Source organism: Herbidospora sp. NBRC 101105 (genome assembly GCF_030269205.1).
Lineage (GTDB): Bacteria > Actinomycetota > Actinomycetes > Streptosporangiales > Streptosporangiaceae > Herbidospora > Herbidospora solisilvae.
The window spans coordinates 1,887,409-1,910,683 of record NZ_BSSX01000001.1; the positions used below are offsets into that span (position 1 = coordinate 1,887,409).

General features: G+C 72.3%; 24 protein-coding genes. 9 read left to right on the forward strand and 15 right to left on the reverse strand.

Annotation, left to right across the window (positions count from 1 at the left end; genetic code table 11):
• The first annotated feature begins 11 nt into the window (after nt 1-11).
• Together QSK34_RS08300 and QSK34_RS08305 are read left to right on the forward strand one after the other, a co-directional pair.
• Complete coding sequence (locus tag QSK34_RS08300; RefSeq protein ID WP_030453680.1) at nt 12-575, forward strand: TetR/AcrR family transcriptional regulator; 564 nt, start codon at nt 12-14, stop codon at nt 573-575.
• 136 nt (nt 576-711) lie between these two features.
• Nucleotides 712-3,051, forward strand: coding sequence for an alpha/beta hydrolase (locus QSK34_RS08305; RefSeq protein ID WP_285581694.1), 2,340 nt, complete (start codon nt 712-714; stop codon nt 3,049-3,051).
• 42 nt (nt 3,052-3,093) lie between these two features.
• On the opposite strand, the gene QSK34_RS08310 is transcribed toward QSK34_RS08305, so the two are convergent.
• A complete protein-coding gene (locus QSK34_RS08310; RefSeq protein WP_285581697.1) occupies nt 3,094-4,104 on the reverse strand; it encodes an aldo/keto reductase in 1,011 nt (336 codons plus the stop codon).
• A gap of 71 nt (nt 4,105-4,175) precedes the next feature.
• Here QSK34_RS08310 and QSK34_RS08315 point away from each other — a divergent pair, with 71 nt between their 5' ends.
• The gene (locus QSK34_RS08315; protein WP_285581699.1) at nt 4,176-4,757 is read left to right on the forward strand and encodes a TetR/AcrR family transcriptional regulator; all 582 of its coding nucleotides are present in this window, start codon (nt 4,176-4,178) and stop codon (nt 4,755-4,757) included.
• Here QSK34_RS08315 and QSK34_RS08320 read toward each other — a convergent pair.
• Complete coding sequence (locus tag QSK34_RS08320) at nt 4,720-5,187, reverse strand: MarR family winged helix-turn-helix transcriptional regulator (protein ID WP_285581701.1); 468 nt, start codon at nt 5,185-5,187, stop codon at nt 4,720-4,722. The two genes, QSK34_RS08315 and QSK34_RS08320, sit on opposite strands and share 38 nt — an antisense overlap.
• Before the next feature lie 33 nt (nt 5,188-5,220).
• On the opposite strand from QSK34_RS08320, the gene QSK34_RS08325 reads away from it, so the two are divergent.
• A complete protein-coding gene (locus QSK34_RS08325) occupies nt 5,221-6,060 on the forward strand; it encodes an SDR family NAD(P)-dependent oxidoreductase (protein WP_285581703.1) in 840 nt (279 codons plus the stop codon).
• An 86-nt stretch (nt 6,061-6,146) separates the two neighbouring features.
• Here QSK34_RS08325 and QSK34_RS08330 read toward each other — a convergent pair whose 3' ends face one another.
• The 6 genes from QSK34_RS08330 to QSK34_RS08355 all read right to left on the reverse strand — a co-directional run bounded on the left by QSK34_RS08330 (nt 6,147) and on the right by QSK34_RS08355 (nt 11,440).
• Entirely contained in the window at nt 6,147-6,740 is a 594-nt protein-coding gene (locus tag QSK34_RS08330) for a response regulator transcription factor (protein WP_285581705.1), read from the reverse strand.
• On the reverse strand, nt 6,737-7,795 hold the full coding sequence (locus QSK34_RS08335) for a sensor histidine kinase (RefSeq protein ID WP_285581707.1): 1,059 nt from the start codon (nt 7,793-7,795) through the stop codon (nt 6,737-6,739). Before QSK34_RS08335 ends, QSK34_RS08330 begins: the two co-directional genes overlap by 4 nt.
• A complete protein-coding gene (locus QSK34_RS08340) occupies nt 7,786-8,493 on the reverse strand; it encodes an ABC transporter permease (RefSeq protein ID WP_285581709.1) in 708 nt (235 codons plus the stop codon). The genes QSK34_RS08335 and QSK34_RS08340 overlap by 10 nt, the downstream gene beginning before the upstream one ends.
• The gene (locus tag QSK34_RS08345; RefSeq protein WP_285581711.1) at nt 8,493-9,344 is read right to left on the reverse strand and encodes an ABC transporter ATP-binding protein; all 852 of its coding nucleotides are present in this window, start codon (nt 9,342-9,344) and stop codon (nt 8,493-8,495) included. Before QSK34_RS08345 ends, QSK34_RS08340 begins: the two co-directional genes overlap by 1 nt.
• A 70-nt stretch (nt 9,345-9,414) precedes the next feature.
• On the reverse strand, nt 9,415-10,272 hold the full coding sequence (locus QSK34_RS08350; protein WP_285581713.1) for a fumarylacetoacetate hydrolase family protein: 858 nt from the start codon (nt 10,270-10,272) through the stop codon (nt 9,415-9,417).
• A 40-nt stretch (nt 10,273-10,312) separates the two neighbouring features.
• Nucleotides 10,313-11,440 carry an erythromycin esterase family protein gene (locus tag QSK34_RS08355; RefSeq protein ID WP_285581715.1) on the reverse strand — a complete coding sequence of 376 codons (1,128 nt, stop codon included), beginning with the start codon at nt 11,438-11,440 and terminating at the stop codon, nt 10,313-10,315.
• A 79-nt stretch (nt 11,441-11,519) separates the two neighbouring features.
• Here QSK34_RS08355 and QSK34_RS08360 point away from each other — a divergent pair, with 79 nt between their 5' ends.
• Nucleotides 11,520-12,302 (forward strand): MerR family transcriptional regulator, encoded by a 783-nt coding sequence (locus QSK34_RS08360; protein WP_285581718.1) that lies wholly within the window; start codon nt 11,520-11,522, stop codon nt 12,300-12,302.
• On the opposite strand, the gene QSK34_RS08365 is transcribed toward QSK34_RS08360, so the two are convergent.
• The 3 genes from QSK34_RS08365 to QSK34_RS08375 are packed head-to-tail and all read right to left on the reverse strand — an operon-like array spanning nt 12,210 to nt 14,817.
• On the reverse strand, nt 12,210-13,025 hold the full coding sequence (locus QSK34_RS08365) for an ABC transporter permease (RefSeq protein ID WP_285581720.1): 816 nt from the start codon (nt 13,023-13,025) through the stop codon (nt 12,210-12,212). The two genes, QSK34_RS08360 and QSK34_RS08365, sit on opposite strands and share 93 nt — an antisense overlap.
• A complete protein-coding gene (locus QSK34_RS08370) occupies nt 13,022-14,035 on the reverse strand; it encodes an aliphatic sulfonate ABC transporter substrate-binding protein (protein WP_285581722.1) in 1,014 nt (337 codons plus the stop codon). Before QSK34_RS08370 ends, QSK34_RS08365 begins: the two co-directional genes overlap by 4 nt.
• On the reverse strand, nt 14,032-14,817 hold the full coding sequence (locus QSK34_RS08375; protein WP_285581724.1) for an ABC transporter ATP-binding protein: 786 nt from the start codon (nt 14,815-14,817) through the stop codon (nt 14,032-14,034). Before QSK34_RS08375 ends, QSK34_RS08370 begins: the two co-directional genes overlap by 4 nt.
• 64 nt (nt 14,818-14,881) lie before the next feature.
• Here QSK34_RS08375 and QSK34_RS08380 point away from each other — a divergent pair, with 64 nt between their 5' ends.
• The 3 genes from QSK34_RS08380 (at nt 14,882) to QSK34_RS08390 (ending at nt 17,820) form a co-directional block, all read left to right on the forward strand.
• Complete coding sequence (locus tag QSK34_RS08380; protein ID WP_285581726.1) at nt 14,882-15,352, forward strand: hypothetical protein; 471 nt, start codon at nt 14,882-14,884, stop codon at nt 15,350-15,352.
• 263 nt (nt 15,353-15,615) lie between these two features.
• Entirely contained in the window at nt 15,616-16,650 is a 1,035-nt protein-coding gene (locus QSK34_RS08385; protein WP_285581728.1) for a hypothetical protein, read from the forward strand.
• Between the two features lie 84 nt (nt 16,651-16,734).
• Nucleotides 16,735-17,820 carry a DUF5685 family protein gene (locus tag QSK34_RS08390; protein ID WP_285581730.1) on the forward strand — a complete coding sequence of 362 codons (1,086 nt, stop codon included), beginning with the start codon at nt 16,735-16,737 and terminating at the stop codon, nt 17,818-17,820.
• Here QSK34_RS08390 and QSK34_RS08395 read toward each other — a convergent pair.
• The 4 genes from QSK34_RS08395 to QSK34_RS08410 all read right to left on the reverse strand — a co-directional run bounded on the left by QSK34_RS08395 (nt 17,817) and on the right by QSK34_RS08410 (nt 22,250).
• Entirely contained in the window at nt 17,817-18,155 is a 339-nt protein-coding gene (locus tag QSK34_RS08395) for a peptidase inhibitor family I36 protein (RefSeq protein WP_285581732.1), read from the reverse strand. The genes QSK34_RS08390 and QSK34_RS08395 overlap by 4 nt on opposite strands.
• A gap of 105 nt (nt 18,156-18,260) precedes the next feature.
• Complete coding sequence (locus QSK34_RS08400; protein ID WP_285581735.1) at nt 18,261-21,038, reverse strand: M14 family zinc carboxypeptidase; 2,778 nt, start codon at nt 21,036-21,038, stop codon at nt 18,261-18,263.
• A 271-nt stretch (nt 21,039-21,309) separates the two neighbouring features.
• The gene (locus tag QSK34_RS08405; protein WP_285581738.1) at nt 21,310-21,864 is read right to left on the reverse strand and encodes a YdeI/OmpD-associated family protein; all 555 of its coding nucleotides are present in this window, start codon (nt 21,862-21,864) and stop codon (nt 21,310-21,312) included.
• On the reverse strand, nt 21,861-22,250 hold the full coding sequence (locus QSK34_RS08410) for a VOC family protein (RefSeq protein WP_285581740.1): 390 nt from the start codon (nt 22,248-22,250) through the stop codon (nt 21,861-21,863). Before QSK34_RS08410 ends, QSK34_RS08405 begins: the two co-directional genes overlap by 4 nt.
• Nucleotides 22,251-22,324: 74 nt before the next feature.
• On the opposite strand from QSK34_RS08410, the gene QSK34_RS08415 reads away from it, so the two are divergent.
• Nucleotides 22,325-23,257, forward strand: a complete 933-nt coding sequence (locus QSK34_RS08415) for a helix-turn-helix transcriptional regulator (protein ID WP_285581742.1) — start codon at nt 22,325-22,327, stop codon at nt 23,255-23,257.
• Nucleotides 23,258-23,275 lie beyond the last annotated feature (18 nt).

The following is a 23,275-nucleotide window of genomic DNA, read 5'->3' on the forward strand; positions in this document are numbered from 1 at the left end:
ATGCTGCCCTCATGACCGACCTGAGGGCCCGCAACCGGCAGGCCACCCGCGAGGCGATCACCACCGCCGCGCTGCGCCTGGCCGTCGAACAGGGCCCCGGCGGCCTCGCCCTCGTCCGCGTCAACGACATCGCCTCGGCGGCCGGGGTGTCGCCCCGGACGTACAACAACTACTTCTCCAGCAGGGAGGAGGCCATCTGCGGCGGGCAGGCCGACCAGTCGCGGCGCGCGGGCGACGCGCTCCGCGCCCGGCCCGCCGGCGAGCCCCTCGACGTGGCGCTGACCGAGGCGATGGTCGACCTGTTCACCGATCCCGAGCCCGACCGGGCCGGGCTGCGCATGATCATGCTGACCCCCGAGCTGGAGGGCGAGGCGCTGCGCGCCTTCACGGTGGGCGAGACCCCGCTCGCCGAGGCGATCGCCGAACGCACCGGGGAGAGCGGCCTGCGGCCCGAGGTCACGGCGGCGGCGGTGGTCGCCGCGATCAGGGTCGCCGGGAGACACTGGCTCACCCCGGCGGCCAACCAGCCTTTCGCCGACGTCATCCGGCGGGCGCTGGAGTGCGTCTTCACCTGATCGGATCCGGCGATGCGCTGGATCGTTTACGTCCGTGCAACGGAGGTTAATGCCGGGACAATAGTTGAAAGTTTAACTCGTGCTGTTTCGTGAGCTTTGTGTGGCTTGCGGGACATAAATGCACGAGAGGAATGCCATGAGGCTTTCTAGGGCCACCGCGATCCTGGCGGTGGTGACAGGGCTGCTCGCCCTGCCCCTTCCCGCCGCCGCCGACACCTGGTCGGTCGTCGAGGTCGACGGCGGATACAAGATCACGTTAACGCTCGACGAACCCCTGCCCGTCCGGAACGCCGTCCCCGAGCTGGCGGTCGACGGAGAGTCGCTCGGCTACGCCACCGAGAGCGCCGACGGCCACACCCTGACCCTGCTCACCGACGATCCGCGCGCCGCCGGGGCGCAGAGCGTCGAGGTCGCCTGGAACGGCGTCGTCGAGTCGGCGGCGCAGGCCAGGTCGCGGGCGGTCTACACCCCGCCGGCCGAGCCGCAGCCGTCGACCATCCCCACCGACCCGGGTGTGCCGGGACCGTTCCCGGTCACCGAGACCGACTACGACCTGGGCTCGCAGGCCATCGCCCTGGAAGGGCTCGGCGGGCGGCTCGGCGAGCTGAAGGCCAGGGTCTACGCGCCGTCGGGTGCCACCGGGCGGCGTCCGCTGGTGCTGTTCCTGCACGGGCGGCACTCCGCCTGCTACGACGCGGCGACGCGGCGGACCAGCAACAACGCCTGGCCGTGCCCCGCGCCGCAGATCCCGATCGACAGCTACACCGGCTACAAGGGCCCGGCCGACGCGCTGGCCAGCCACGGCTACGTCGTCGTGTCGGTCAGCGCCAACGCGGTCAACGCCTTCGACGCCAACTTCTCCGAGGACCGGGGCGCGCTGGCGCGCGGCGAGGTCGTCATGCGCCACCTCGACCTCATCAACGAGGCCGAGAAGGGCAAGGGCGACCCCCGCCTGGTCTCGCTGTTCGCCGGCCGGGTCGACCTGGACAACGTCGGCCTGATGGGCCACTCGCGCGGCGGCGAGGGCGTGGCCAAGGCCGTGCTGATGAACGCCGGCCGGGCCAGGCCCTATGGCATCCGCGCCGTGCTGCCGCTCGCGCCCACCGACTTCGCGCGGGCCTCGCTGCCCGGCATCCCGACGCTGACGATCCTGCCGTACTGCGACGGCGACGTGTCGAACCAGCAGGGCCAGCACTTCTACGACGACTCCCTGTACGCCGTCCCCGGCGACACCGCCTTCCGCTCGGTCCAGATGGTCATGGGCACCGACCACAACTTCTTCAACACCGAGTGGACGCCCGGCGTCGCCACCGCCCCCGCCTCCGACGACTGGTCGAACAACAACGACCCCGTCTGCGGCAACCGGGCGCCCTCCCGCCTGTCGGCGAGCGAGCAGTACGCCGTCGGCACCGCCCTGATGGCCGGGTTCTTCCGGCTGGTCCAGGGCCAGGAGACGGCGCTGCTGCCGCTGTTCGACGGCAGCAACAAGACGGTCGCCTCGGCCGGCCGCGCCGTCGTCTACTCGGTCGCCCAGGCCCCGGCCTCCAGCCGGATCGACGTCGACACCTTCTCCGGTTCCACCATCTCCACGGTCTCCGGAGGCGCGACCGGCGTCGTCTGCGCCAGCATGCTCGACCGTTCCCCGCAGAGCGGGCTGCCGTCGTGCGCGACCCGGCTCACCACCTCGCAGGCGCCGTCGTGGACCCCGGCGACGTACCTGCCGAACGCCACGGCGACCTCGCTCATGCGGTTCGCCTGGACCGACACCACCGGGAAGCTGACCGTCACGCTGCCCGAGCGGAACATCTCCAAGGCCGAGTACCTGACCTTCCGGGTCGCCCGCGACGAGACGATCCCGGCCGCCCAGCCGCTCGACCTCACCCTCACCCTGGTCGACGGCCGCGACCGCAGCGTCAGCGTGCCGGTCTCCTCGCTGAGCACCGCCCTTGAGGCGCTGCCCGGCCTGGCGTCGCCGCTGCCCAAGACGTGGCTGCGCACGGTCCGCCTGCCGCTGTCCGGGCTCAGCGGCCTCGACAAGAAGGACGTCAAGGAGGTGTCGCTGACCGGCGCCTCGCCGGCCGGCGGCGTCTACCTGGCCGACCTGTCGTTCACCCGCTACCGCGTCGGCGAGGAGACCATCGCCACGCTGCCGCAGGTCGCGGTCGGCGACGTGACCGTGGTCGAGGGGAACGAGACCAGCACGGCGGTGATCCCGCTGACCCTGTCGCGGGTCTCCGACCGGCCGGTGACCGTGTCGGTGCAGGCCCTCCAGAGCGGCACCAACCCGGTGATCACCTCGCTCGCGGCGTCGGTCACGATCCCGGCCGGGTCGACCGGCGGCACGTTCACGGTGCCGGTCACCGGCAACACGGTGAAGGCGACGGCCGCGCAGTCGTACCAGGTCGTGGCCGGCGTCTCGGCCGGCGCGACCATCGGCGACGGCTTCGCCCGCCTGGTCGTCACCGACGACGACTGATCCCCGCCCAAAGGGAGCCGGTCCGCCGTCGCGGGCCGGCTCCTAGGCGGCCCTCCTCCGCAGGCCCGGCTCCACCAGGGCCGGGGGCAGGTAGGCCGACTCGTCGCGGTCGCCGACGTCGGTGCCGGGCGGCACGATCTCGTCGACGCGGTCGAGGATCTCCGGGGAGAGCACCACGTCGAGGCCGGCGAGCAGGTCGTCGAGCTGCTCCATCGTGCGCGGCCCGATGATGGCGCTGGACACGTCCGGGTGGGCGGTCGCGAAGGCCATCGCGAGGTGCGTCATCGGCAGCCCCGCCTCCTCGGCGAGCGGGACGAGCCGCTCGACGGCGTCGAGCCGCCGCTCGTCGGCGAAGCTGCGGAAGCGGGTCGCGCGCCGCAGGTCGGTCGCCCGGCCCTTCCTGATCCGGCCGGTCAGCATGCCCTTGGCGAGCGGGCTCCACACCAGCGTGCCCATCCCGTAGCGCCGGGCGACCGGCAGCACCTCCGCCTCGATGCCCCGGTTCAGGATCGAGTAGGTCGGCTGCTCGGTGCGGAACCGCTCCAGGCCGCGCCGCTCGGCCGTCCACTGCGCCTCGACGATGTCGGAGGCGGGCATCGCCGACGAGCCGACCGCCCGCACCTTCCCGCTCCTGACCAGGTCGGTCAGCGCCGACAGCGTCTCCTCGACGTCGGTCCCGGGGTCGGGCCGGTGGATCTGGTAGAGGTCGATGTGGTCGGTCTGGAGACGCCGGAGCGAGTCCTCCACGGCGGTCGTGATCCAGCGGCGCGAGGCGCCCCGGTGGTTGGGGTCGTCGCTCATCGGAAGGCCGAGCTTGGTGGCCAGGACGACCTCCTCCCGGCACCCCTTGAGCGCCTTGCCGACGATCTCCTCCGACTCGCCGCGCGAGTACACGTCGGCGGTGTCGACGAGGTTGATCCCGGCGTCGAGCGCCTTGTGGATGATGCGGATCGCGTCGTCGTGGTCGGGGTTGCCGATGGCCCCGAACATCATCGCGCCGAGCGCGTAGGGGCTGACCCTGATCCCGGTGCGCCCGAGTGTGCGGTAGTGCATGCGGTCTCTCCTGACAGGCGGTAGATTAAGTGGAACGCCTTTCCGGAACTATATGGAAAGTTTTTCCGCTTATGCAAACGAACGGAGCGCCGCGACGGCTGCGCGCCGACGCGCAGCGCAACGTCGACGCCCTGCTGGAGGCGGCGAAGACCGTCTTCGGCACGTCCGGGGTCGACGCCCCCGCCAAGGAGATCGCCGACCTGGCCTCCGTGGGCGTCGGCACCCTCTACCGCCACTTCCCGCAGCGGTCCGACCTGGTCAAGGCGGTGTTCCAGCGCGAGGTCGACGCCTGCGCCGACGCCGCCCCGGCCCTGAGCGCCGCATACGCGCCGGGGGAGGCCCTCGAACGGTGGGTGCTGCGCTACACGGAGTTCATCGCGACCAAGCGGGGCCTGGCCGCCGCCCTCCACTCGGGCGACCCGGCCTTCGACGCCCTGCCCGGCTACTTCATGGGCCGCCTGCGCCCCACCCTCGGAGCCCTGCTCGACGCCGCGGCGGCAAGTGGCGAGATCCGCTCCGACGTGAGCCCGGAAGACCTGCTCTACGCCGTCGCCACCCTGTGCGTCCCGTCGGCCGAGACGGGCGTCGACTACAGCAGGCGCATGGTCGCCCTGCTCATCGACGGCCTGCGCTACCGCGCCCGGAGCCGGTGAGCCGGGCGAGCAACTCGGTGAGGCGGGCCAGATCGTCGTCGGACCAGTCCTGGGTGCGGGCGTGGAACTCGCGCCCGCGTTCCTCCAGCGTCGCCGCCACCCGCTCGCGTCCCCTCTCCGTGAGCCCCACGATGACGCTGCGCCGATCGCCGGGGGCGGGTGTGCTCTCCAGCAGCCCGAGTGACCGCATCCTGCCGATCAGGGTGCTGGTGGAGCTGCGGTCCATGCCGACGGCCTCCGCGACGGCGCTGGGCGTGGCGGGACCGAACGCGTAGAGCCAGCGCGCGATGTGGAACGCGGCCGGTTGCAGCCCGGGGTGGAAGTGGGCGGCGCTGCGCTCGCTCAACGCCCGTCCGGCGCTCAGCAGAGCGTTGAGCTGCTCGCCCAGTGCCAGTTCGAGGTCTCGCCGTCCACCCGGAGTAGTTTGCACATCCAAACTATATCGCCCTACAGTAATGGGCATATGCAAACTACTGTTGTCGTCACCGGCGCGACCGGCGGCCTGGGCCGCCTGGCCGCGCTCGACCTGGCCCGCCAGGGTGCCCACGTCGTCGCCGTCGCCCGCGACCCCGGGAAGGCCGAACGGCTCCGGGCCGAGGCCGGTGCCGGCGTCGAGGTCCTCCTCGCCGATCTCGGCCGCCTGGCCGACGTCCGCCGCCTCGCCCGCGAGATCACCGACCGGCACGGGCACGTCGACGTGCTCGTCAACAACGCCGGGCTCCACGCCTTCACGCCCCGCACCACGCCCGACGGCCTCCCGGAGATGGTCGCCGTCAACTACCTCGCCCCGTGGCTGCTCACCCGCGAACTGCTCCCGGCGCTGCGCCGGGCCCCGGCCGCGCGGGTCGTCACCGTCGCCTCCGAGGCCGCCCGCCGCCACGGCACCCTGCGCCTCCCCGAGGACCTGACCGAGACCGTCCCGTTCACCGCACGCGGATCCTCGGCGCACTACGGCCGGAGCAAGCTGCTCGGCATCATGTTCAGCCTCGAACTCGCCCGCCGCCTGACCGGCACGGGCGTCACCGCCAACTGCCTCAACCCCGGTTTCAACACCACGGGCCTGGGCCGCGAACTGCGTTTCGCGGCGCCCCTGGAGAAGCTGCTCACCCGCCTGTCGATCGGCGACCCCGCGCGCGGCGCGGCCCTCATCGTCGCGCTCGCCGCCGACCCCGCCTTCGCGGGCCGGACGGGCGGCTACTACTCCGTCCCGGGAGCGCGCCCGATCCGCCCCGCGCCCCCGGCGGACGACCCCGGGCTCCGGGCGCGGTTGTGGCGGGAGACCGAACGGCTGCTCGACGGCTAGAGGCCCCCGCCCGGCGGTGGGAACGCCGGGCGGGAGCACTTCAGAGCATCCGGCACCCGCGTATACGCGCGGTATAGGACCAGGTCTCAGAGCCAGCCGCGGGAACGGGCCGTGCTCACCGCCTCGGCGCGGTTGCGCGCCCCGGTCTTGCCGATGGCCGACGACAGGTAGTTCCGCACCGTCCCCTCGGTGAGGAACAGCGACCGGGCGATGTCGGCGACGCTCGCCCCGCCGTCGGCGGCGCGCAGGACGTCGCACTCCCGCGTGGTCAGCGGGCTGGCCCCCACCGTCAGCGCGGTCACCGCGAGCTTCGGGTCGACCACGCGCTCGCCCGCCGTCACCCGCCGGACGGCGGCGGCCAGTTCGGCGGCGGGCGCGTCCTTCACCACGAAGCCGGCCACCCCGGCGTCGAGCGCGCGGCGCAGGTAGCCGGGCCGGCCGAACGTGGTGACGATGACGACCCGCACGCCGGTGAGCCGCTCGGCCACCTCCAGTCCGGACAGGCCCGGCATCTCGATGTCGAGCAGCACCACGTCGGGCCGGTGGGCGGCCACCGAGGCGAGCACCTCGTCGCCGCGGGCCACCTCGGCGACCACCTCGATGTCGGGTTCGAGCCCGAGCAGCGCGGCCAGGCCGCCCCGCACGAGGTCCTGGTCGTCGGCGATGAGCACGCGGATCACGGCACCTCCACCCGCAGCCGGTAGCCGCCCGCCGGCCGGGCGCCGGCCTCCAGGGTGCCACCGGCCGCCTCGACCCGTTCGGCCAGGCCCAGCAGCCCGGTGCCGGGCCCGGCCCCCGCGCCGGCCCGGCCGTCGTCGGTGATCTCCAGGGACCGGGGGCCGAGGGTGATCCAGCACCGGGTGGCGCCGCTGTGCCGCAGCACGTTCGTCACCGCCTCCCGGACGACCCACGCCAACAGCGACTCGGAACCGGGCGGGACGGGGCCCGCGCCCGAGACGGTCAGCCGGATCCCGGCCAGGTCGAGCGCCGCCCGCGCGTTGCCCAGCTCCTCCGGCAGCGACACCGCGCGGTAGCCCGCGACCGCGTCGCGCACGTCGTCGAGGGCTTGGCGGGCGGTGCGCTCGACCCCGCCCATCTCCTCGGCGGCCCGCGCCGGGTCGGTCTCGGCCAGCCGGGCGGCGAGCTGGCTGCGGATGGTGATCGAGGTCAGCGTGTGGCCGAGGATGTCGTGCAGGTCGCGGGCGAACCGCAGCCGCTCGTTCTCCACCGCGAGCCGTTCGCTCTCGGCCCGCGCCCGGCCGAGCTCCATGATCAGATCGCGCATGTGGACCATCCCTCGCACCGCCCCCGCCTCCAGCGCCATCACCAGCGGCACCCACCACACGAACCCCTCGCCGTGGGCGATCAGCACCGCGACGTTCACCACCATGGTCACGACCAGCCCGGCCGCGAAGAACACCGGGCGCAGCGTGCCCAGCACGGAGATCACCAGCACGTACGAGGTGTACGCCCACGGCGCGCCCAGCAGCGGATAGAGCGCCGCCGCCGAGCCCAGCAGCAGCGCCACGCTCCGGAGGTCGGGCCCGCCGACGCCCATGACCCGCCACATGACGCGCGCCCAGCAGTAGGCGAACACGCAGCTGAGGGCCGTGATCAGGGCGATCTCGGCGGGCCCGGCCGTCCGGAACGCCGTCCACAGCGGCCAGACCAGCACGAGCAGCCAGACCTGGGAGGCCAGCCGCGCGGCGGTCAGCGCCCTGCGGCTCACCTCCACGCGGCGCTCCGGTAGCGCCACCCGCCGAGCAGGACGAACAGCGCCGTCCACGCCGCGAGCACCAGCACCGAGGTCCCGGTCGGAGGCAGCCCGTCGAGCGCCCGCCACCCCAGCGACCCCGCCTGGTAGGCGGGGCTGTACTCGGCCAGCGTCCGCAGCCCGCCGGGCATCCGCGACACCGGCAGCCAGAGCCCGCCGAGCACCGCCAGCACGAAGTAGGCGACCATCATGGCGATGGTGGCCGACTGGCCCTTCAGCGAGTAGCCGAACGCCACCCCGAGCGCCGCGAACGGGACCACCCCGGCCCAGATCAGCACCGGCAGCGCCAGCCACGTGGCGGCGGGCAGCCGCACCCCGCCCAGCAGCGCCCCGGCCGCCAGCACGATCACCACGCTCGGCAGCACCGCCAGCATCCCGCCGGCCAGCTTGCTCACGATGTAGCCGTGGGCGGGCAGCGGCGTGACGGCGAGCTGCCGCAACCACCCGCTCGACCGCTCCAGGGCGATCGCCCCGCCGATGAACAACGCGCCGCCCATCGCGCCGTACGTCGCCATCGACACCATCGACACGGGCCCGGACGCCAGGTCGAGCACCTTCGTCCACAGCAGGTAGAGCAGCACCGGGAAGCCGGCCAGGAACACGAGGTTGACCGGGTTGGACAGGGCGCGCCGCACCTCGAAGCGCAGGAAGGACCGCATCACGCCCCCTTCCCGGTCAGGCTGACGAACACGCTCTCCAGGTCGGCCTCCGACGTGCGCACGTTCCGCACGTCGCCGAACCCGGCGAACAGCGCGCGGAGGGTCGCGTCGGAGTCGCCGGTCCGCAGGGTGGCCGTGGCGCCCTCGACCAGGACGTCGTGCACGCCCGGCAGCGACCGCAGCCGGCGTTCGTCCATCGTATCGAGGGTGAGCCGCACCTCCGTGCCGCCGACCAGCGCCTTCATCTCCCCGACCGGGCCGTCGGCGACGACCCGCCCGCCCGACAGCAGCACCACCCGGTCGGCGTGGTCGTCGGCCTCGGCCAGATAGTGGGTGGCGAACACGACGGTGCGGTCGCTGACCTGCCGCCACAACGACCTACGGGCGTCGACGTCGAGCCCGACCGTGGGCTCGTCGAGGATCAGCAGCGCCGGGTCGCCCGCCAGCGCGAGCGCGAACCGGACGAGCTGCCGCTGCCCGCCCGACAGCCCCATCACGCGGCGCCCGGCCAGCGCCTCCAGCTCGGGGTCGGCCAGGATCGACGGCGTCGGGTACATCCCGGCCACGGCCGCGACCAGGTCGCCGACCCGGACGTCGTCGGGCAGCCCGGCGTCCTGCAGCAGCACCCCGACGCGCCCGGCGGCCAGCGCCTCGCGGGGCGGCCGTCCGAACAGCCGGGCGGCGCCCGCGTCGGGGGTGAGCAGCCCGAGGGCGATCGACAACAACGTGGTCTTCCCGGCCCCGTTGGGCCCGAGCAGCGCGACCTTCTCACCCTCGCCGACGCGCAGGCTCACGCCGTCGAGCGCGGTGATCTCCCCGTAGTTCTTCTTCAGTCCGGTGAGTTCCAGCATGCGCCCAGCCTCGCCGGGAGGGGGCGGCGGCCTGTAGTGCCGCCGATCAGCCCGGCCGGGATGACGAATGTCATACGCGGGGCATCGCGTCCTTCCCCGCGACGACCGTGCTGGTCAGGGTGCCGACCTCGGAGATCGTGATGGTGATCCCGTCGCCCGCGCGGAGGGTGAACGGCAGCTCCGGCACCAGGCAGGTGCCGGTCGCCAGGATCACGCCGTCGGGGAAGACGTCCTCGCGGAACAGGTAGCCGACCAGATCGTCGAGCCGGCGGTGGAGCTGGCTGGTGCTCGCCCGCCCGTGCCAGGCCGTCTCGCCGTCGCGGGTGATCGTCAGTTCGATGCCCAGCGTGTACGGGTCGGGCACCTCCCACGACGGCCTGATCCCCGGGCCGGCCGCGCAGCCGCCCAGGTAGATCTTGGCCTGGGGCAGGTAGAGCGGGTTCTCGCCCTCGATCGTGCGCGAGCTCATGTCGTTGACCACGGTGTATCCGGCGATCTCGCCGTGCCGGTTGACGACCAGGCCCAGCTCCGGCTCCGGCACGTCGATCCCGGAGTCGCGCCGCACCGACACGTGCCCGCCGTGGCCGGTCGCCCGCCAGGCCGCCGACTTGAAGAACAACTCGGGGCGGTCGGCGTCGTAGACGAGGTCGTAGACGTCGGCCGCCTTCTCGCTCTCGACCATGCGGGCCGCCTTGGAGCGCTCGTAGGTCACCCCGGCCGCCCACACCTCCATGCGGTCGTCGAGCGGCGGGAGCAGGCGGACCGAGGACCGGTCGTGGCGGGCACCGCCGGCGGCGGCGCACCGGTCGCGCAGCTCCTCGACGGTCAGCCGGAGCAGTTCGCCGATCGACCCGTCGATCTCGATGATGCCGACGCCGTCGTCGAGACCGATCGTGGCCTGGCCGGTGACCGGGCCGATAAACCGCACGATGTGCACTATCTGCTCCTTTGGGGTGGTTCTTCGGGGGCTATCTTCCCAAAGACGTTCCGTCGGCGATGTGCAGGAGGGCGTCCGCGCCCTCGAAGGTGTCGGCGGCCAGGGGGAAGTAGCCCATCTGCGGGGTCGTGTCGGTGCGGGTGACGCCCGACGGCATCGTGGTGGTCAGGCCCCACGTGGGGAACCGGCGTCCCAGGTCGCCCTCGTAGGTGTCCGGTGCGGGCTCGCCGAGCCCGAGGGGCGTGCTGCGACCCAGGCCGGCGGCGATGAAGGCGTACCGGTCTCCCCACAACGAGGCCACGATCTCCCCGGCGCAGTGCCAGGTCAGCGCCTTGTCGCCCAGGTGCCAGGCGCTCGGGGTCTTCTTCAGGTGCAGGTTGTGGGAGAAGACCAGGGTCCGGCCGCGGCGGGCCTCGACGTCGCGGATGTCGAAGAGGTTCTGGGCCATGATGGCGTCGCGGGTGGCGAGCAGCAGGGAGATACGCGCGCCCTGGTCCAGCGGGATCGCCGCCTGCCGGTGGTAGCGCAGCAGGCCGATCCCGGCGGTCAGATGGGTCCTGGCCCGCAGCCACGCCGCGCGGGGGCTCTCCGGCGCCCGTTCGTGGAGCCGGGCGAGCATCTCGTCGGCGATGACGCGCGCCCTGTCGGCCTCCGGGGTCGCGCCCGGCGACCGGGCCGGGTCCATGATGGCGTCGGTGTGGCCCCAGCGTTCGTCGTCGCCCAGCAGCCCGGCCAGGTCGAGGTCGAGGCCCAGGTGGTCGCGGGCGTGCTCCAGGTAGGCGCGCGGGCTGGGCGCGGTGGTGTTCTCGGTGGGGGCGTCGAAGCCGTGGAAGGTCAGCCGCTCCTCCGGCGGCCGGGCCGCGTTGTGGTCGCGCATCCAGGCGACCAGGGCCCGGTTGGGCGCGAACGCGCCCCAGCCGTGGGAGAAGCCGTCGCGCATGACGGCGTCGAGGGAGCCGGGCCCGCCCTGGACGTAGTCGTCGACGGCCAGCGCCGCGACGCGGTCGATCTCCAGGGCGATCGAGCGGAAGCCGAGACCGGTCAGCCGGTCGAACAGGTCGTTGCGCAACCACCCGAAGGCGGGCTCGCCGTGGGTCGGCTCGCCGAGGCCCAGGAGTTCACATGACGGAGGGACGAAGTCGCGAATGTCCTGACTCATGTGCCGCAAGCGTAACATTGAAGGCTCCGTGGAGACTTTTGCGGCGTTTCCGCAGGACGAAGGGGCTGAAGTCTCAACCGTGCGTCCCACCGACCTCGCCCGCGAGCACGGCATCTCGACCCAGGCCGTCCGCAACTACGAACAGGCCGGGTGCCTGCCGCCCGCTGGGCGCACCCCCAGCGGCCACCGCGTCTACACCGAGGTCCACGCCGCGGCGCTGCGCGCCTTCCTGGCGCTCGTCCCGGCGTACGGGCACGCGACCGCGGTCCAGATCATGAACGCCGTCCACGACGGCCGGCTCGACGACGCGCTGGCCCTCGTCGACGCGGGCCACGTCCAGCTGGTCCGCGACCGGGAGACCCTCGACGCGGTGCGCGGCGCCGTCCACCACCTGACGGAGGGGCCGGGAAGACCGGGCGCGCGGAGCATCGGCGCGCTCGCGCGCCGGCTCCGGACCACCCCGGCCACGCTGCGGAAATGGGAGGAGGCCGGGATCCTCGACCCCGGCCGCGACCCGGCCACCGGCTACCGCCTCTACCGCCCGCACGACGTCCGCGACGCCGAACTCGCCCACCTGCTGCGGCGCGGCGGCTACCCGCTGGCGCACATCGCCACGGTCGTCGGGCAGGTGCGCACGGCGAGCGGCACAGCGAGCGGCACAGGGGGCGGCGCCGGCTCGCTCGCCCGCGCCCTCGACGACTGGCGGCGCCGCCTCACCGCCCAGGGGCTGGCCACGCTCCGCGCGGCGGCGCGGCTCGGCGACTACCTGTCACGTGTGGGTGCGCAGGACCCGCCGCTCGACCAGCCCGAGGATCGCGTCGCACAACTTGCCGAGCGTGGCGAGCAGCAGGATGGCCAGTAGCAGGATGTCGGTCCGGCCGGTGTTCTGGCTGTCGGTGAGCAGGAAGCCCAGGCCCATCGACGAGGCGATCAGCTCGGCGGCGACCAGGAACAACCACCCCTGCGCCAGCCCGAGCCGCAGCCCGGAGAAGATCGCGGGAGCGACGCTGGGCAGCATGATGCGGCCCAGCAGCCCGCCGCCGCGCAGCCCGTAGGCGCGCCCGACCTCCACGAGGTGCGGGTCGGCGTGCGCGAGGGCGGCCGAGATGGTCGTGTAGACGGGGAAGAAGCTGCCGATCGCGACCAGCGTGATCTTCGGTCCCTCGCCGATGCCGAGCCACAACACCAGCAGCGGCACCCAGGCCAGCGACGGCACCGCCCGCAGCGCCGCGATGCTCGGCGCGACGACCGCCCGCACCCCGGGCGACAGGCCGACGACGGCCCCGAGCAGGAACCCGAGCCCGGCCCCGGCCGCGAAGCCGAGGAGCACCCGCTGCACGCTGATGGCGATGTGCGTCCAGAGCGACGCGTCCCCGCCCAGCTCGCCCAGCGCCTCCAGCACCGACAGCGGCGGCGGGAGCTGCGCGGTCGAGTACGCCCCGGACGACGCCGCGAGCTGCCACACCACCAGCACCACGAGGGGCAGCGACAGCGCGGCGGCGACCGACGTCCACCGCCGCCGCGACCGGGCCGGCCGCCCGTCCTTCGCGCCGGCGACGGTTTTCACGTCGTCGGCGACCGTCACTGCTTGGCCGCCTGTTCGGCGAACTTCGGCTCGAAGAGGCTGTCGAGGGCGGTCGTCGCGTCCTGCTCGGTCTTGACCTGCTTCTCCTCGACGAGGGTCGGCAGGATGCGCTCCAGCACCGCGCGCTGGTCGGCGCCCGGCACCGGGCTGACGGCCAGGTTGGTGCGCTCGGTCAGCACCAGCTTGGCGACCTCGGGCGACACCTTCGACTCCTTCGACAGCAGCGCGACGGCCGCGTCGGGGTTCTTCTGGATCCAGTCACGGGCCTTCTCGTAGGCGTTGATCGTCGCCTGGACGAGGTCGGGGTGCTCGGTGATGAACGCCTCGCGGGCGTTGAGGAAGCCGTAGGAGTTGAAGCCCGCGTTGCGGTAGATGAGCTTGGACCCGCCGTCGATCTGGCTCTGCGCCATCAGCGGGTCGAGCCCCGCCCACGCGTCGACGTCGCCGCGCTCCAGCGCGGTCTTGCCGTCGGCGTGCTGGAGGTTGACCACCTCGACGTCGGTCGCCGCCAGGCCGGCCTCGTGCAGCGACTGGAGCAGGAAGAAGTAGGGGTCGGTGCCCTTCGTTGCGGCCACCCGCTTGCCCTTCAGCCCCGCCACGTCGGTGATGGGGGAGTCCTTCGCCACCACGACGGCCGCCCACTCGGGCTGGCTGAAGATGCCGACGGCCTTGATGGGCGTGCCGTTCGAGCGGGCCTGGAACGCGGCGGCGCCCGCCGTGGAACCGAGGTCGATCACGTTGCCGCGCAGGTTCTCGTTGGCCTTGTTGGAGCCGGCCGACAACGTCCAGGTGACCTTGACGTTCTTGGCGGCCAGCTCGGTCTCCAGCCACTTCTGCTCGCGGATGACCAGGCTGGAGGGGTTGTAGTAGGCGTAGTCGAGCCGCAGTTCGGTCTGCTGCCCGCCCGTGTTCTCCGCGGCGGGCTGCCCCGTCGCGTCCTCGCCGCTGACGCAGGCGGTGGCGAGCGTCGCGGCCAGGGCGAGGGTCAGCGTGATCCGGAGTCTGCTCATCGTGCGTGGGTCTCTCTTTCCAGGGGGGTACGTCGCGGCACGCCGAGGCCTGCCAGCAGTTCGGACCTCAGCTCGGCCAGTTCCGGCTGATGATGGTCCCGGGGCCGATCACCCGGCACGTCCAGGACGACGCTCACTCCGGTGGGAGCGCCGCCCAGGAGCACGACCCGGTCGGCCAGCTTCAGCGCCTCGTCGACGTCGTGGGTGACGAGGATGACGGTGGTGCCCGACCGCCGCTGCACGTCCTCGACGAGGTCCTGCATGCGCAGCCGCGTCAGCGCGTCGAGCGCGGCGAAGGGCTCGTCGAGCAGCAGCACGCCGGGCCGCCGCGCCAGCGCGCGGGCCAGCGCCGTGCGCTGCGCCATGCCGCCCGACACCTGCCGGGGCCGGTGGTCGGCGAACCCGCGCAGCTCGACCTCGGCGAGCCACTGGCGGCTCTCGGCGTCGCGCTGGTTACGCGGCAGGCCGGGGGGCAGGCCGAGGGCGACGTTGCCCGCGAGGGTGCGCCAGGGGAGGAGCCGGGGTTCCTGGAACACGACGGCGCAACGGGGGTCGATCCCGGTGACGTCGTGCCCGTCGACCTGCACCGTCCCCGACGTGGCGAGGTCGAGCCCGCCGACCATCCGCAGCAGCGTGGACTTGCCGCACCCCGAGGCGCCGAGCAGGGCGACCACTTCGCCGGGGGCGATGTCCAGATCGATGTCGCGCAGCACGACATGGTCGCCGAAGGCCCGGCCGACGCCGCGCAGCGAAACCCCTGCGGGTGCGGTAGTGATCGTCACGAACCGGACTATATCCTACCAAACCGATAGACATAACGGGGTACCGGCCGTAATCATGCGACCCATGAAGGCCGACCTGACCTCGGACGACCCGCGTGCGCGCGCGAACGCCCTCCGCCGCCTCGCCATGCACGGCGCGACCCGGGACGCGGCGGCGGTCGTGGCCCTCATCGACGACCACGCCGTGTTCGACGACCGGGACGAATGTAGCGACCATGAAGAGGCGAACCGGACACCGGTCCGCCTGGTCGCGATCGAGACCCTGGCCGCCCTCGCCGCGCCCGGCGCGTATAGAGAGGTGTTCGACCGGGCCCTGGCCGACGGGGACCTCCGGGTGCGCGCCGCCGCGACGCTGGGCGCGTCGGGGGAGGCGCTGCTGGCGCGGCTCGCCGTGGAGGAGGACCGGGGCGTGCGCTACCGCGTCGCGGTCGCCCTGCACCCCGCCGACGTGGCGGTCGGGGTCCTGGAGGAACTGAGCACGGGCGACGACTTCGCGGCCCTGGCGGCGGGCGTCGTCCTCGACGCGATGGCCTGATCGGCTCGATGAATGGCTGATGTGGAGACATATTCCTCACCCGATCATCACGAATTGAGATAGTCCGCTAACTCCGGCCAATGCCGCAGATAAAACGGATCTAAGTAATCTCCGGGGAGGGTGATTCATGTCCCGTGCGTGCGGTGGTGGCCGTCCTCCCAGGCCGTGCCGGGCGGTGCGCTCCGTTCCAATGAACGCGTTGAATTGGTGGAATTCGCATTCGATCCTCTCGGCCGGCATTTCCTACTGATACGGACGACAACATGCGACGTGACGTGGCCATTGTGCTGTCGGTGGGGCTGGCCGTGGTGGCCGGCATCCTCAGCAACATCCTGGTCGACCAGTGGACGTGGACCGTCGCGACCTTCTTGGTCGTCGTCACGGCGGCGGTCGGTGGCCTGGAGGTTCTCCGCAGGCGGATGGACGACGCGAAGCCGTCGAACGCGAGCGCGTCCACCGTTCTGGAGGCGGTGCGGCGCGAACTCGCCGGCCCGGGCGACCCCGTGGGGGCCCAGGTGATTGCGAGACTCCGGGCCATGCCGCCGCACGGTGACGCGCTGGTCGACGCGCTCGCGCGGGATCCGGACAACGGCTGGGTCGACTCGGAGGCGCGGCGAGCCATCGCGCGGCTGCTGGCGGAGGATCCGCGGTTCGCCCGCGAGGTGGCGCGGGTGACCATTCTGGGATCGACGGTGACCATGAACCGATCGGTCATCGCGGGCGGGGACGTCGACCAGTCGCGCCGCGTGACGATCGGGACAGGGGGACTCGGCGTCCTGGGGCTGGCGCTGCTGCTCGGCGGTGGCGTGATCGGCACCGGCGTCGTCGTCGGGCGGCAGTCAGCCGTCACCCAGGCCGCCACGACAGCCGCGACGCCTCCCGCGACGCCGCCCGCGCAAACGTCCCCCGGCTCCCCGCCCCCGTCGCCGTCACCCGTGCCGTCACCGTCGCGGAAGCCGTTCACCGGGAGTTGGCTGATCAAGAACGGGCATGACCTCGACCCCCGCACCGAGTCCAGCGGTCTCGACGACCTGTCCTTCACCGGCGATGTGGGGTTGACGACTCTGAACAACGCACGGCTCGCGACGGCTCCCACTGGGATTGTCCTGTCACCATCCGCCTGCGATGAGGCGATCGACGCCGCTGGACTCGACCGGGTCCCTACCGGCGACTTGGGCAACGGCGACACCTACTGTTTGCGCACCAGCGACGGCCGCATGGGAACAGTCAGCGTCCGAGACTGGCGGAACGACGCCCTGGGCGGGTGGATCCGGGTGAGTTGGACGATCTGGCGCTGACTGGCGGCTCGGGGACCTAGGCCCGTCTCCAAGTGGTGTGCAAGTGATCCCTGCGAAGCTAGTCCCGAAATATCGGGAAGGATCATGGTGTTCGGGATTGTTCGCCCCTGCAAGCACAACCTCTGCGGCGGCCTGTTCGCGGAGTGGATGGCCCACCTGTGCGGCCTCTGCGTGGCCCTCCGCGACGAGCACGGCCACGCCGCCCGCCTCGTCACCAACTACGACGGGCTGCTCGTCTCGGTGCTGACCGAGGCCCAGTCGAAGGAGACCAGGCACCGCCGCGCCGCCCCCTGCGCCCTGCGCGGGTTCAAGGGCGCCGACATCAGCGAGGCGGAGGGCGTCCGCCTGGCCGCCGCCGTGTCCCTGATCCTCGCCTCGGGCAAGCTCAAGGACCACGTCGAGGACGGCGACGGCCCGTTCGCCCGCCGCCTCGTGGCCGCGGGCGGGACGAGACTCGCCGAGCGGTGGTCGCGCGCGGGCACGGCCACTGCCGGGGCGCTGGCGTTCGACCCGGGGCCGCTGCTGGCGGCCGTACAGGAACAGACGAGGGTGGAACGCCTCCCGGACAGAACCCTGCTCCAGCTCACCGCCCCGACCGAGGACGCCGTCGCGGCGGCCTTCGGCCACACGGCCGTCCTGGCCGGCAAGCCCGGCAACAGGGAGACGCTGGAGGAGGCCGGACGCTACTTCGGGCGGCTCGCCCACCTGCTCGACGCCGTCGAGGACCTCGAACAGGACCGCGCGCAGGGCGCCTACAACCCGCTCGTCGCCTCCGGCACGGACCTCGCCACCGCCCGTCGGCACTGCGACGACGCGGTCGGCGGGCTGAGGCTGGCGCTGGCCGACCTCGACCTCGAACGCCGCGGCCTGGTCAGAGCGCTGCTCGTCAGGGAGACGGCCCGCGCCGTCGACCGCACCTTCGCCGAGGCGGAGGCCCCGAAGAAGGACCGCCGCCTCAAGCCCGACCCCGGCGGCCTGGTCTCGTTGTTGTGCACGTCGGCCGCCTGCTGCACCTGCGGGCTCTACCGCCCGCCGTGGGACGAGGAGCGGTACAAGTCATGCACCGAGCGTTGCGACTGCAGCGGGTGCGACGCGTGCTCCAACTGCTGCAACGGGTGCTCGGGCTGCTGCGACTGCTGCGAGTGTTGCGACTGCTCCTGCGACTGCTAGCACTTCGGGGCGACGGCGTCGATCTTCGCGCCGAAGTCGTCGTCGTAGACCCTGCGGAAGTCGCCGCCGCGCACGGTCCGGGTCTCCTTCCGCGTCGGCACCTCGATCCAGTTGATGAAGCACCCGGCGGAGGTGGCCCGGAAGGAGCCCACGTTGTCGTGCAGCGCCGGGGGCATGTCCACGTAGCCGTTGTCCGGGTTCCAGCACCACGACGAGCCCTTGTAGTCGCGGCCGCTGAACATGCAGATGTCACCGGTCCGCGCCTGGGCGGCGGGAGCGGCCGCGGTCAGGGAGGCGAGGGCGATCAGTCCGGCGAGGGTGGCGAAACGAATCATGGTGTCGACGATAACCCCGGGTGATCATGTGACTCCCGTAGGCGACGTACAGGAAAAGGGAAAGGCCCGGCCGGGGTGGCACCCGGCCGGGCCGTCTCCCATGGGTCAGCCGACGACCGAGCGGAGCGGGATGCCCGCCACGTTCAGCTCGTTGACCAGGTCACGCAGGAAGGGGTGCTCGTGGATGTCGAGGCCCTCCGGGTTCGGGATCGTCAGGTAGGACGACCCGGCCGCGCTGGCGACCGTCGCGGTGTCGGTGTACTTCGCGACCACGGCCTGGGTGCGGGCGAGGTCGGCGTCGGCCACCTGGATCTGGAACGGACGCCACTCGCCGCCGATCAGCGGGGTCTCCTCCGAGACGGCGGGGGCGGCGGTCCGGGCGAGCGCCTTCTTCTGCGCGGCGGGGGCGGGGGCGCCCTTCGGCATCAGCAGGGCGTTGGCGACCAGGTGGATGCCGTTCTCGTTGTACGCCCGGAACAGCGGGTTGTAGGCGAACAGCACCGCGTGCCCGGCCCCGGTCGGCTCGTTGGTCAGCGCGACCGAGCCCTTGAGGGCGTCGGCGCCGTTGGTGGTGCCGTTGACCCACCAGGTGCCGTCGCTCGGGTAGGTCAGCACGTTGGCGCCGGTCGTCGACGGGTTGAGGATCGGGTCGCCGTTGTTGAACTGGAAGTCCTCGGCCGGGCGGCCCAGGGCGACCGGGTCCGACGTCGCGGTGTCGACGCGGAAGTGCGAGCCGATGACCTGGTAGCCGGTCGGCTTGGTCTTCTCGGTGGTGCTGGTCAGACCGGCCGCGCGGGCGACGCGGGTGCCCTGGTTGCGCAGGCCGATGTAGGTGCCGCCGTTCGAGACCCACGCCTTGAGGTTGGCCTGGCCCTGGGCGGTCAGGCCGCCGGTGGCGTTGCTGCCGTCGGGCATCAGCAGGACGCCGCGCTCGGTGAAGGCGGCGGTGTTGTTGTTGATGTCGGCGGTGGTGACCGGCTTGAGGGTCAGGCCCCACTTGGCGCCCAGGACGAAGCGGGCCTCGCCGTAGGAGCCGGAGGTGGTGGAGACGCCCGTGCCGTTGTAGAGGCCGACGTCCGGGGTCGTCAGGAGGGTGCCCGAAGGAGCCTCGCCGCTGCCGGCGACGGTCACGCCGAGGGAGGTGGCGAGCTCGTCGAGCTCGGCGCGGTCGACCTCGCCGGGCGAGAAGCTGACGACACCGGTCGACAGGTCGCGCTTGAGCGCCACGCCCTGGCCGAGGAGCTTGAAGGTCAGCTCCGAGGCGGCGGCGGAGTCGAGCGGGTAGGAGAAGGAGCCCTTCTTCGACGCGCCCTGGGCGACGCCGCCCTCCATCTTGCGGACCAGCTGGGCCTGCGGCGACACGACGTCACCGCTGTAGACCGTGTCGACGCCCGCCAGGAGCGGGTTGCTCCAGGAGGACACGTCGTAGAAGTACGGGAACGGCACGTACGGGTCCTCGCCGAGCGTCGCCTGGATCCAGTGCTTCTGCGGCTGGGCCATCGGGATGTAGTAGGAGCCCTCCGGAATCACCTTGTCCGTCTCGGACCGGCCGCCGAAGATCTTGGCGTTCGGCACCGTGAGCGGCTTGGTGAGGCGGTAGACCTCGACGTCCATCTTGCGCAGGCGCTCGACCAGCTTGCGCACGTCGCCGAGCTGACGGTCGTTCAGCAGGAAGTACGAGCGGATCTTGACGTCCGGGACCGGGAACTGGACGGTGTTGGTCGGCTGCACGACCTCGTTCGGCTCCAGCACGCCCTGCTCGCCCTCGGCGAGCGCGGTCTTCCAGATGTTCCAGTAACTGCCGAGGATCTCGTGCTTGTTGGCGGCGGCCCAGCCCGTGGTGGCCCACTGGGTGTTGAACTGCTGCTGCACCCGGTCGGGGACGGCCGAGGAGGAGCCCTTCTCGAACGTCATGCCCGCGGCGCCGAACCCGGTGGCCGGGACGGTGTCGCCGTAGCCCATGTAGAACATGTCGTACGTGGCGTAGTTGAAGTAGCACTCGACGGTCACCGAGCCGCCGCAGGCGCCGTTGAAGCCGAAGCCGGCCTTGTTGGCCTCGCCGATGCGGTTGATCCAGTCGACCGGCTGGTCGGCGATCTCGTGGTGGATCGGGTCGGCGTTCGGCGGGAAGAAGTACTGCCGTCCGCCCATCTCGTGGGCGTCGATGAAGACCTGCGGCGGATACCTCCGCAGCAGCTCCAGCTTGGCGTCGGTCTCCTTCTGGGTGCGCGCGAACCAGTCACGGTTGAGGTCGAAGCCGTACTCGTTCTGCCGGCGGCTGGCGTCGCGGCCGTCCGGGTTCTGGGTCGGCACGATGATCGTGATCAGGTTGTCGTTGCGCGTCTTGACGTCGCACGACAGGCCCGAGGCGAGCTCGTAGAGGGTCTGCAGCGAGGCGTCGGCGCCGCTCTTCTCGCCGCCGTGCACGTTGCCGGCGACGTAGACGATCGCGGGGGCGTCCTGTGCGATCTTGGCGGCCTTGGCGTCGGTCAGGGTGCGCGGGTCCCGCAGCGACACGATGTCGTCCGCGATCTTCTTCAGCCGCGCGTCGGTGACGTTGGCCGCGTTCGAGACGATCGCGTAGGGCAGCTCGGTGCCCAGCACGCTGTTCGTCATGACGCCCAGGCGCACGCGGTCGGAGGCGGCGCCCACGGCGTGGGTGTAGTCGATGAGCTCCTGACTGGTCAGGATCCGGGTCTGGCCCGTGCCGAGCGGGAACCCGAAGAACTGCTGGGGGCTCGGGACCGACGCGATGTGGGCGGTGGGGTCGCTGGAGCAGTCGGCCGCCGCCGACTGCGCCGAGGCGGTCGGCGTCAGGGTGAGGCCGGCCGCCACCAGCGTCGCGGCGCCCAGTGCCGCGACGTAGGGGGTTTTTCTGCGCATTGACGCGCGGAACCGCATGTCGCCTCCAGGGCGGAGGGGACGGGGGCGCTCGGGAGAGGGAGCCCGTCCGAGGGAGTGGAAAGCCACTGCGGACGGTAATGGAACGGTAAAAAAGGGACAAGGGATAGGAAAACTCAACAAAACACTGTCAGAACATGTGGTATCTGACATATTACCAGGTCACATGGGTCACGCCGGTCCCGAATGTCCCTTTATAACGCCTGATAACGAGTGGGCGTCGGCTTCGCAACCCGGGAACTGCTTCCTTCCGTCACGGCTCCGCCTGGCCGGCCATACCGGTCCGGAGCTCACCGAGCGCCTTCTCCAGCCGCGCCGCCCGCGCTCGCGGGCCGCGCGCCTTGAGCAGCGGGAGGATCAGCAGGTAGCGCGCGGTCCGGTCGAGGCCCTCGAAGACCGCGCGGGTGGCGGGGTCGAGCGCCGCCTCCAGATCGGCGGGCACCGTGAACTCGCTCTGCGCCGCGTAGGCGGCGTCCCACCGGCCGTCGGCGCGGGCCGCCGCCACCTCCGCCAGCCCCGGCGGGCGCATGCGCCCGGCCTCGATGAGGGCCTCGGCCCGGCGGACGTTCACCCGCGACCACGCGCCGCCCGGCCGCCGCCGGGAGAAGCGCTGCAGGTAGCTCTGCTCGTCGTGGCGTCTGCGCTGACTGTCGATCCAGCCGAAGCAGAGCGCCACGTCGAGCGCCTGGCCGATCGTGACCGACGTCAGCGGCGCGCCCTTCTTGGCGATGCGCAACCACACGCCCTCACCGGCGTGGTTGGCCGACAACCAGGCCTCCCACGCCGCCGCGTCCGGAAAGTGCATCATCGGCCCAGCATCTCCAGGTAGTGGGGGTTGTACATGACGCCCAGCACGTTGCCGAACGGGTCGGCGACCGCCGCCGTCACGAACCCCTCGCCGCGGTCGGTCAGCGGGAGGTGCGGCGTCGCGCCCAGCTTCAGCAGCCGGTCGAGCGACTCCGCCACGTCGTCGACGTGCCAGTGGACCACCGCGCCGCCGGGCCGGTCCGGGGCGCCTCCGGGGGCGTACCGGGAGTCGGCGAGGCCCAGCTCCGCCAGGTGGTCGCCGATCCGGAACTCCACGTACCCCGGCACCGCGAAGTAAGGCTCGATCCCGAGCACCTCCGTGTACCACTCCGTGGCGGCCTTCAGGTCGTCGGCCCAGAACGTGATGGTGGCCGGTCCGCGCAACATGGGTTGCTCCCTTCGTCTCCCTTCGCACACTAGGGACGATCGCGGAACGTACGGTTCCGCGATTGACTGGGACCATGCTGGAAACCTCCGTCAGGCTGCTCCGCCTGCTGTCCCTCCTCCAGTCACGCCCCGCCTGGGGCGGCCCCGAGCTGGCCGACCGGCTCGGCGTGACCGGCCGGACCGTCCGCAACGACGTCGAGCGCCTGCGCATCCTCGGCTACGAGATCCGCGCCACCCCGGGCGTCGCGGGCGGCTACCGGCTCGGCGCGGGCGCGGCCCTGCCGCCGCTGCTGCTCGACGACGAGGAGGCGGTGGCGGTGGCGGTCAGCCTGCACGCCGCCGCCGGGGGCACCGTCACCGGCATCGAGGAGACCTCGCTGCGCGCGCTGACGAAACTGCAGCGGATGCTCCCCTCGCGGTTGCGGCACCGCATCGACGCCGTCGGCATGGCCACGGTGTCGGTCACCCGGCGCGGCCCCACCGTCGACGCCGACGTCCTCACCCACATCGCCGCCGCCGTCCGCGACCGCGAACGCCTGCGCTTCGACTACCGGCTCCGCGACGGCACCCCCGGCGTGCGCGAGGTCGAACCGCACCGGCTCGTCCACACCGGCCGCCGCTGGTACCTGCTCGCCTGGGACGTCGCCCGCGCCGACTGGCGCACCTTCCGTGTCGACCGGGTGCGGCCCCGCGTGCCGAACGGTCCGCGCTTCGTCCCGAGGGAACCTCCGGCGGACGCCGCGACCCACGTCATGCGCGGGGTCGGCTCGGCGTCCTACCGCCACCCGGCCCGCGTCCGGCTGCACGCCCCGATGGAGCGGCTGGCCGAACTGCTCCCCCCGGCGGCCGGGGTGCTCACCGACGACGGCGTGCTGGAGACGGGCGGCGACTCGCTGGGCGACCTGGCGGCCTTCCTCGGGAGCCTGGGCGTCGACTTCACCGTGCTCGACCCGCCGGAACTGAGGGAGCACCTCCACCGGCTGGCGGAGCGATACGCCCGAGCCTGAGCACACTCGGCACCCGGA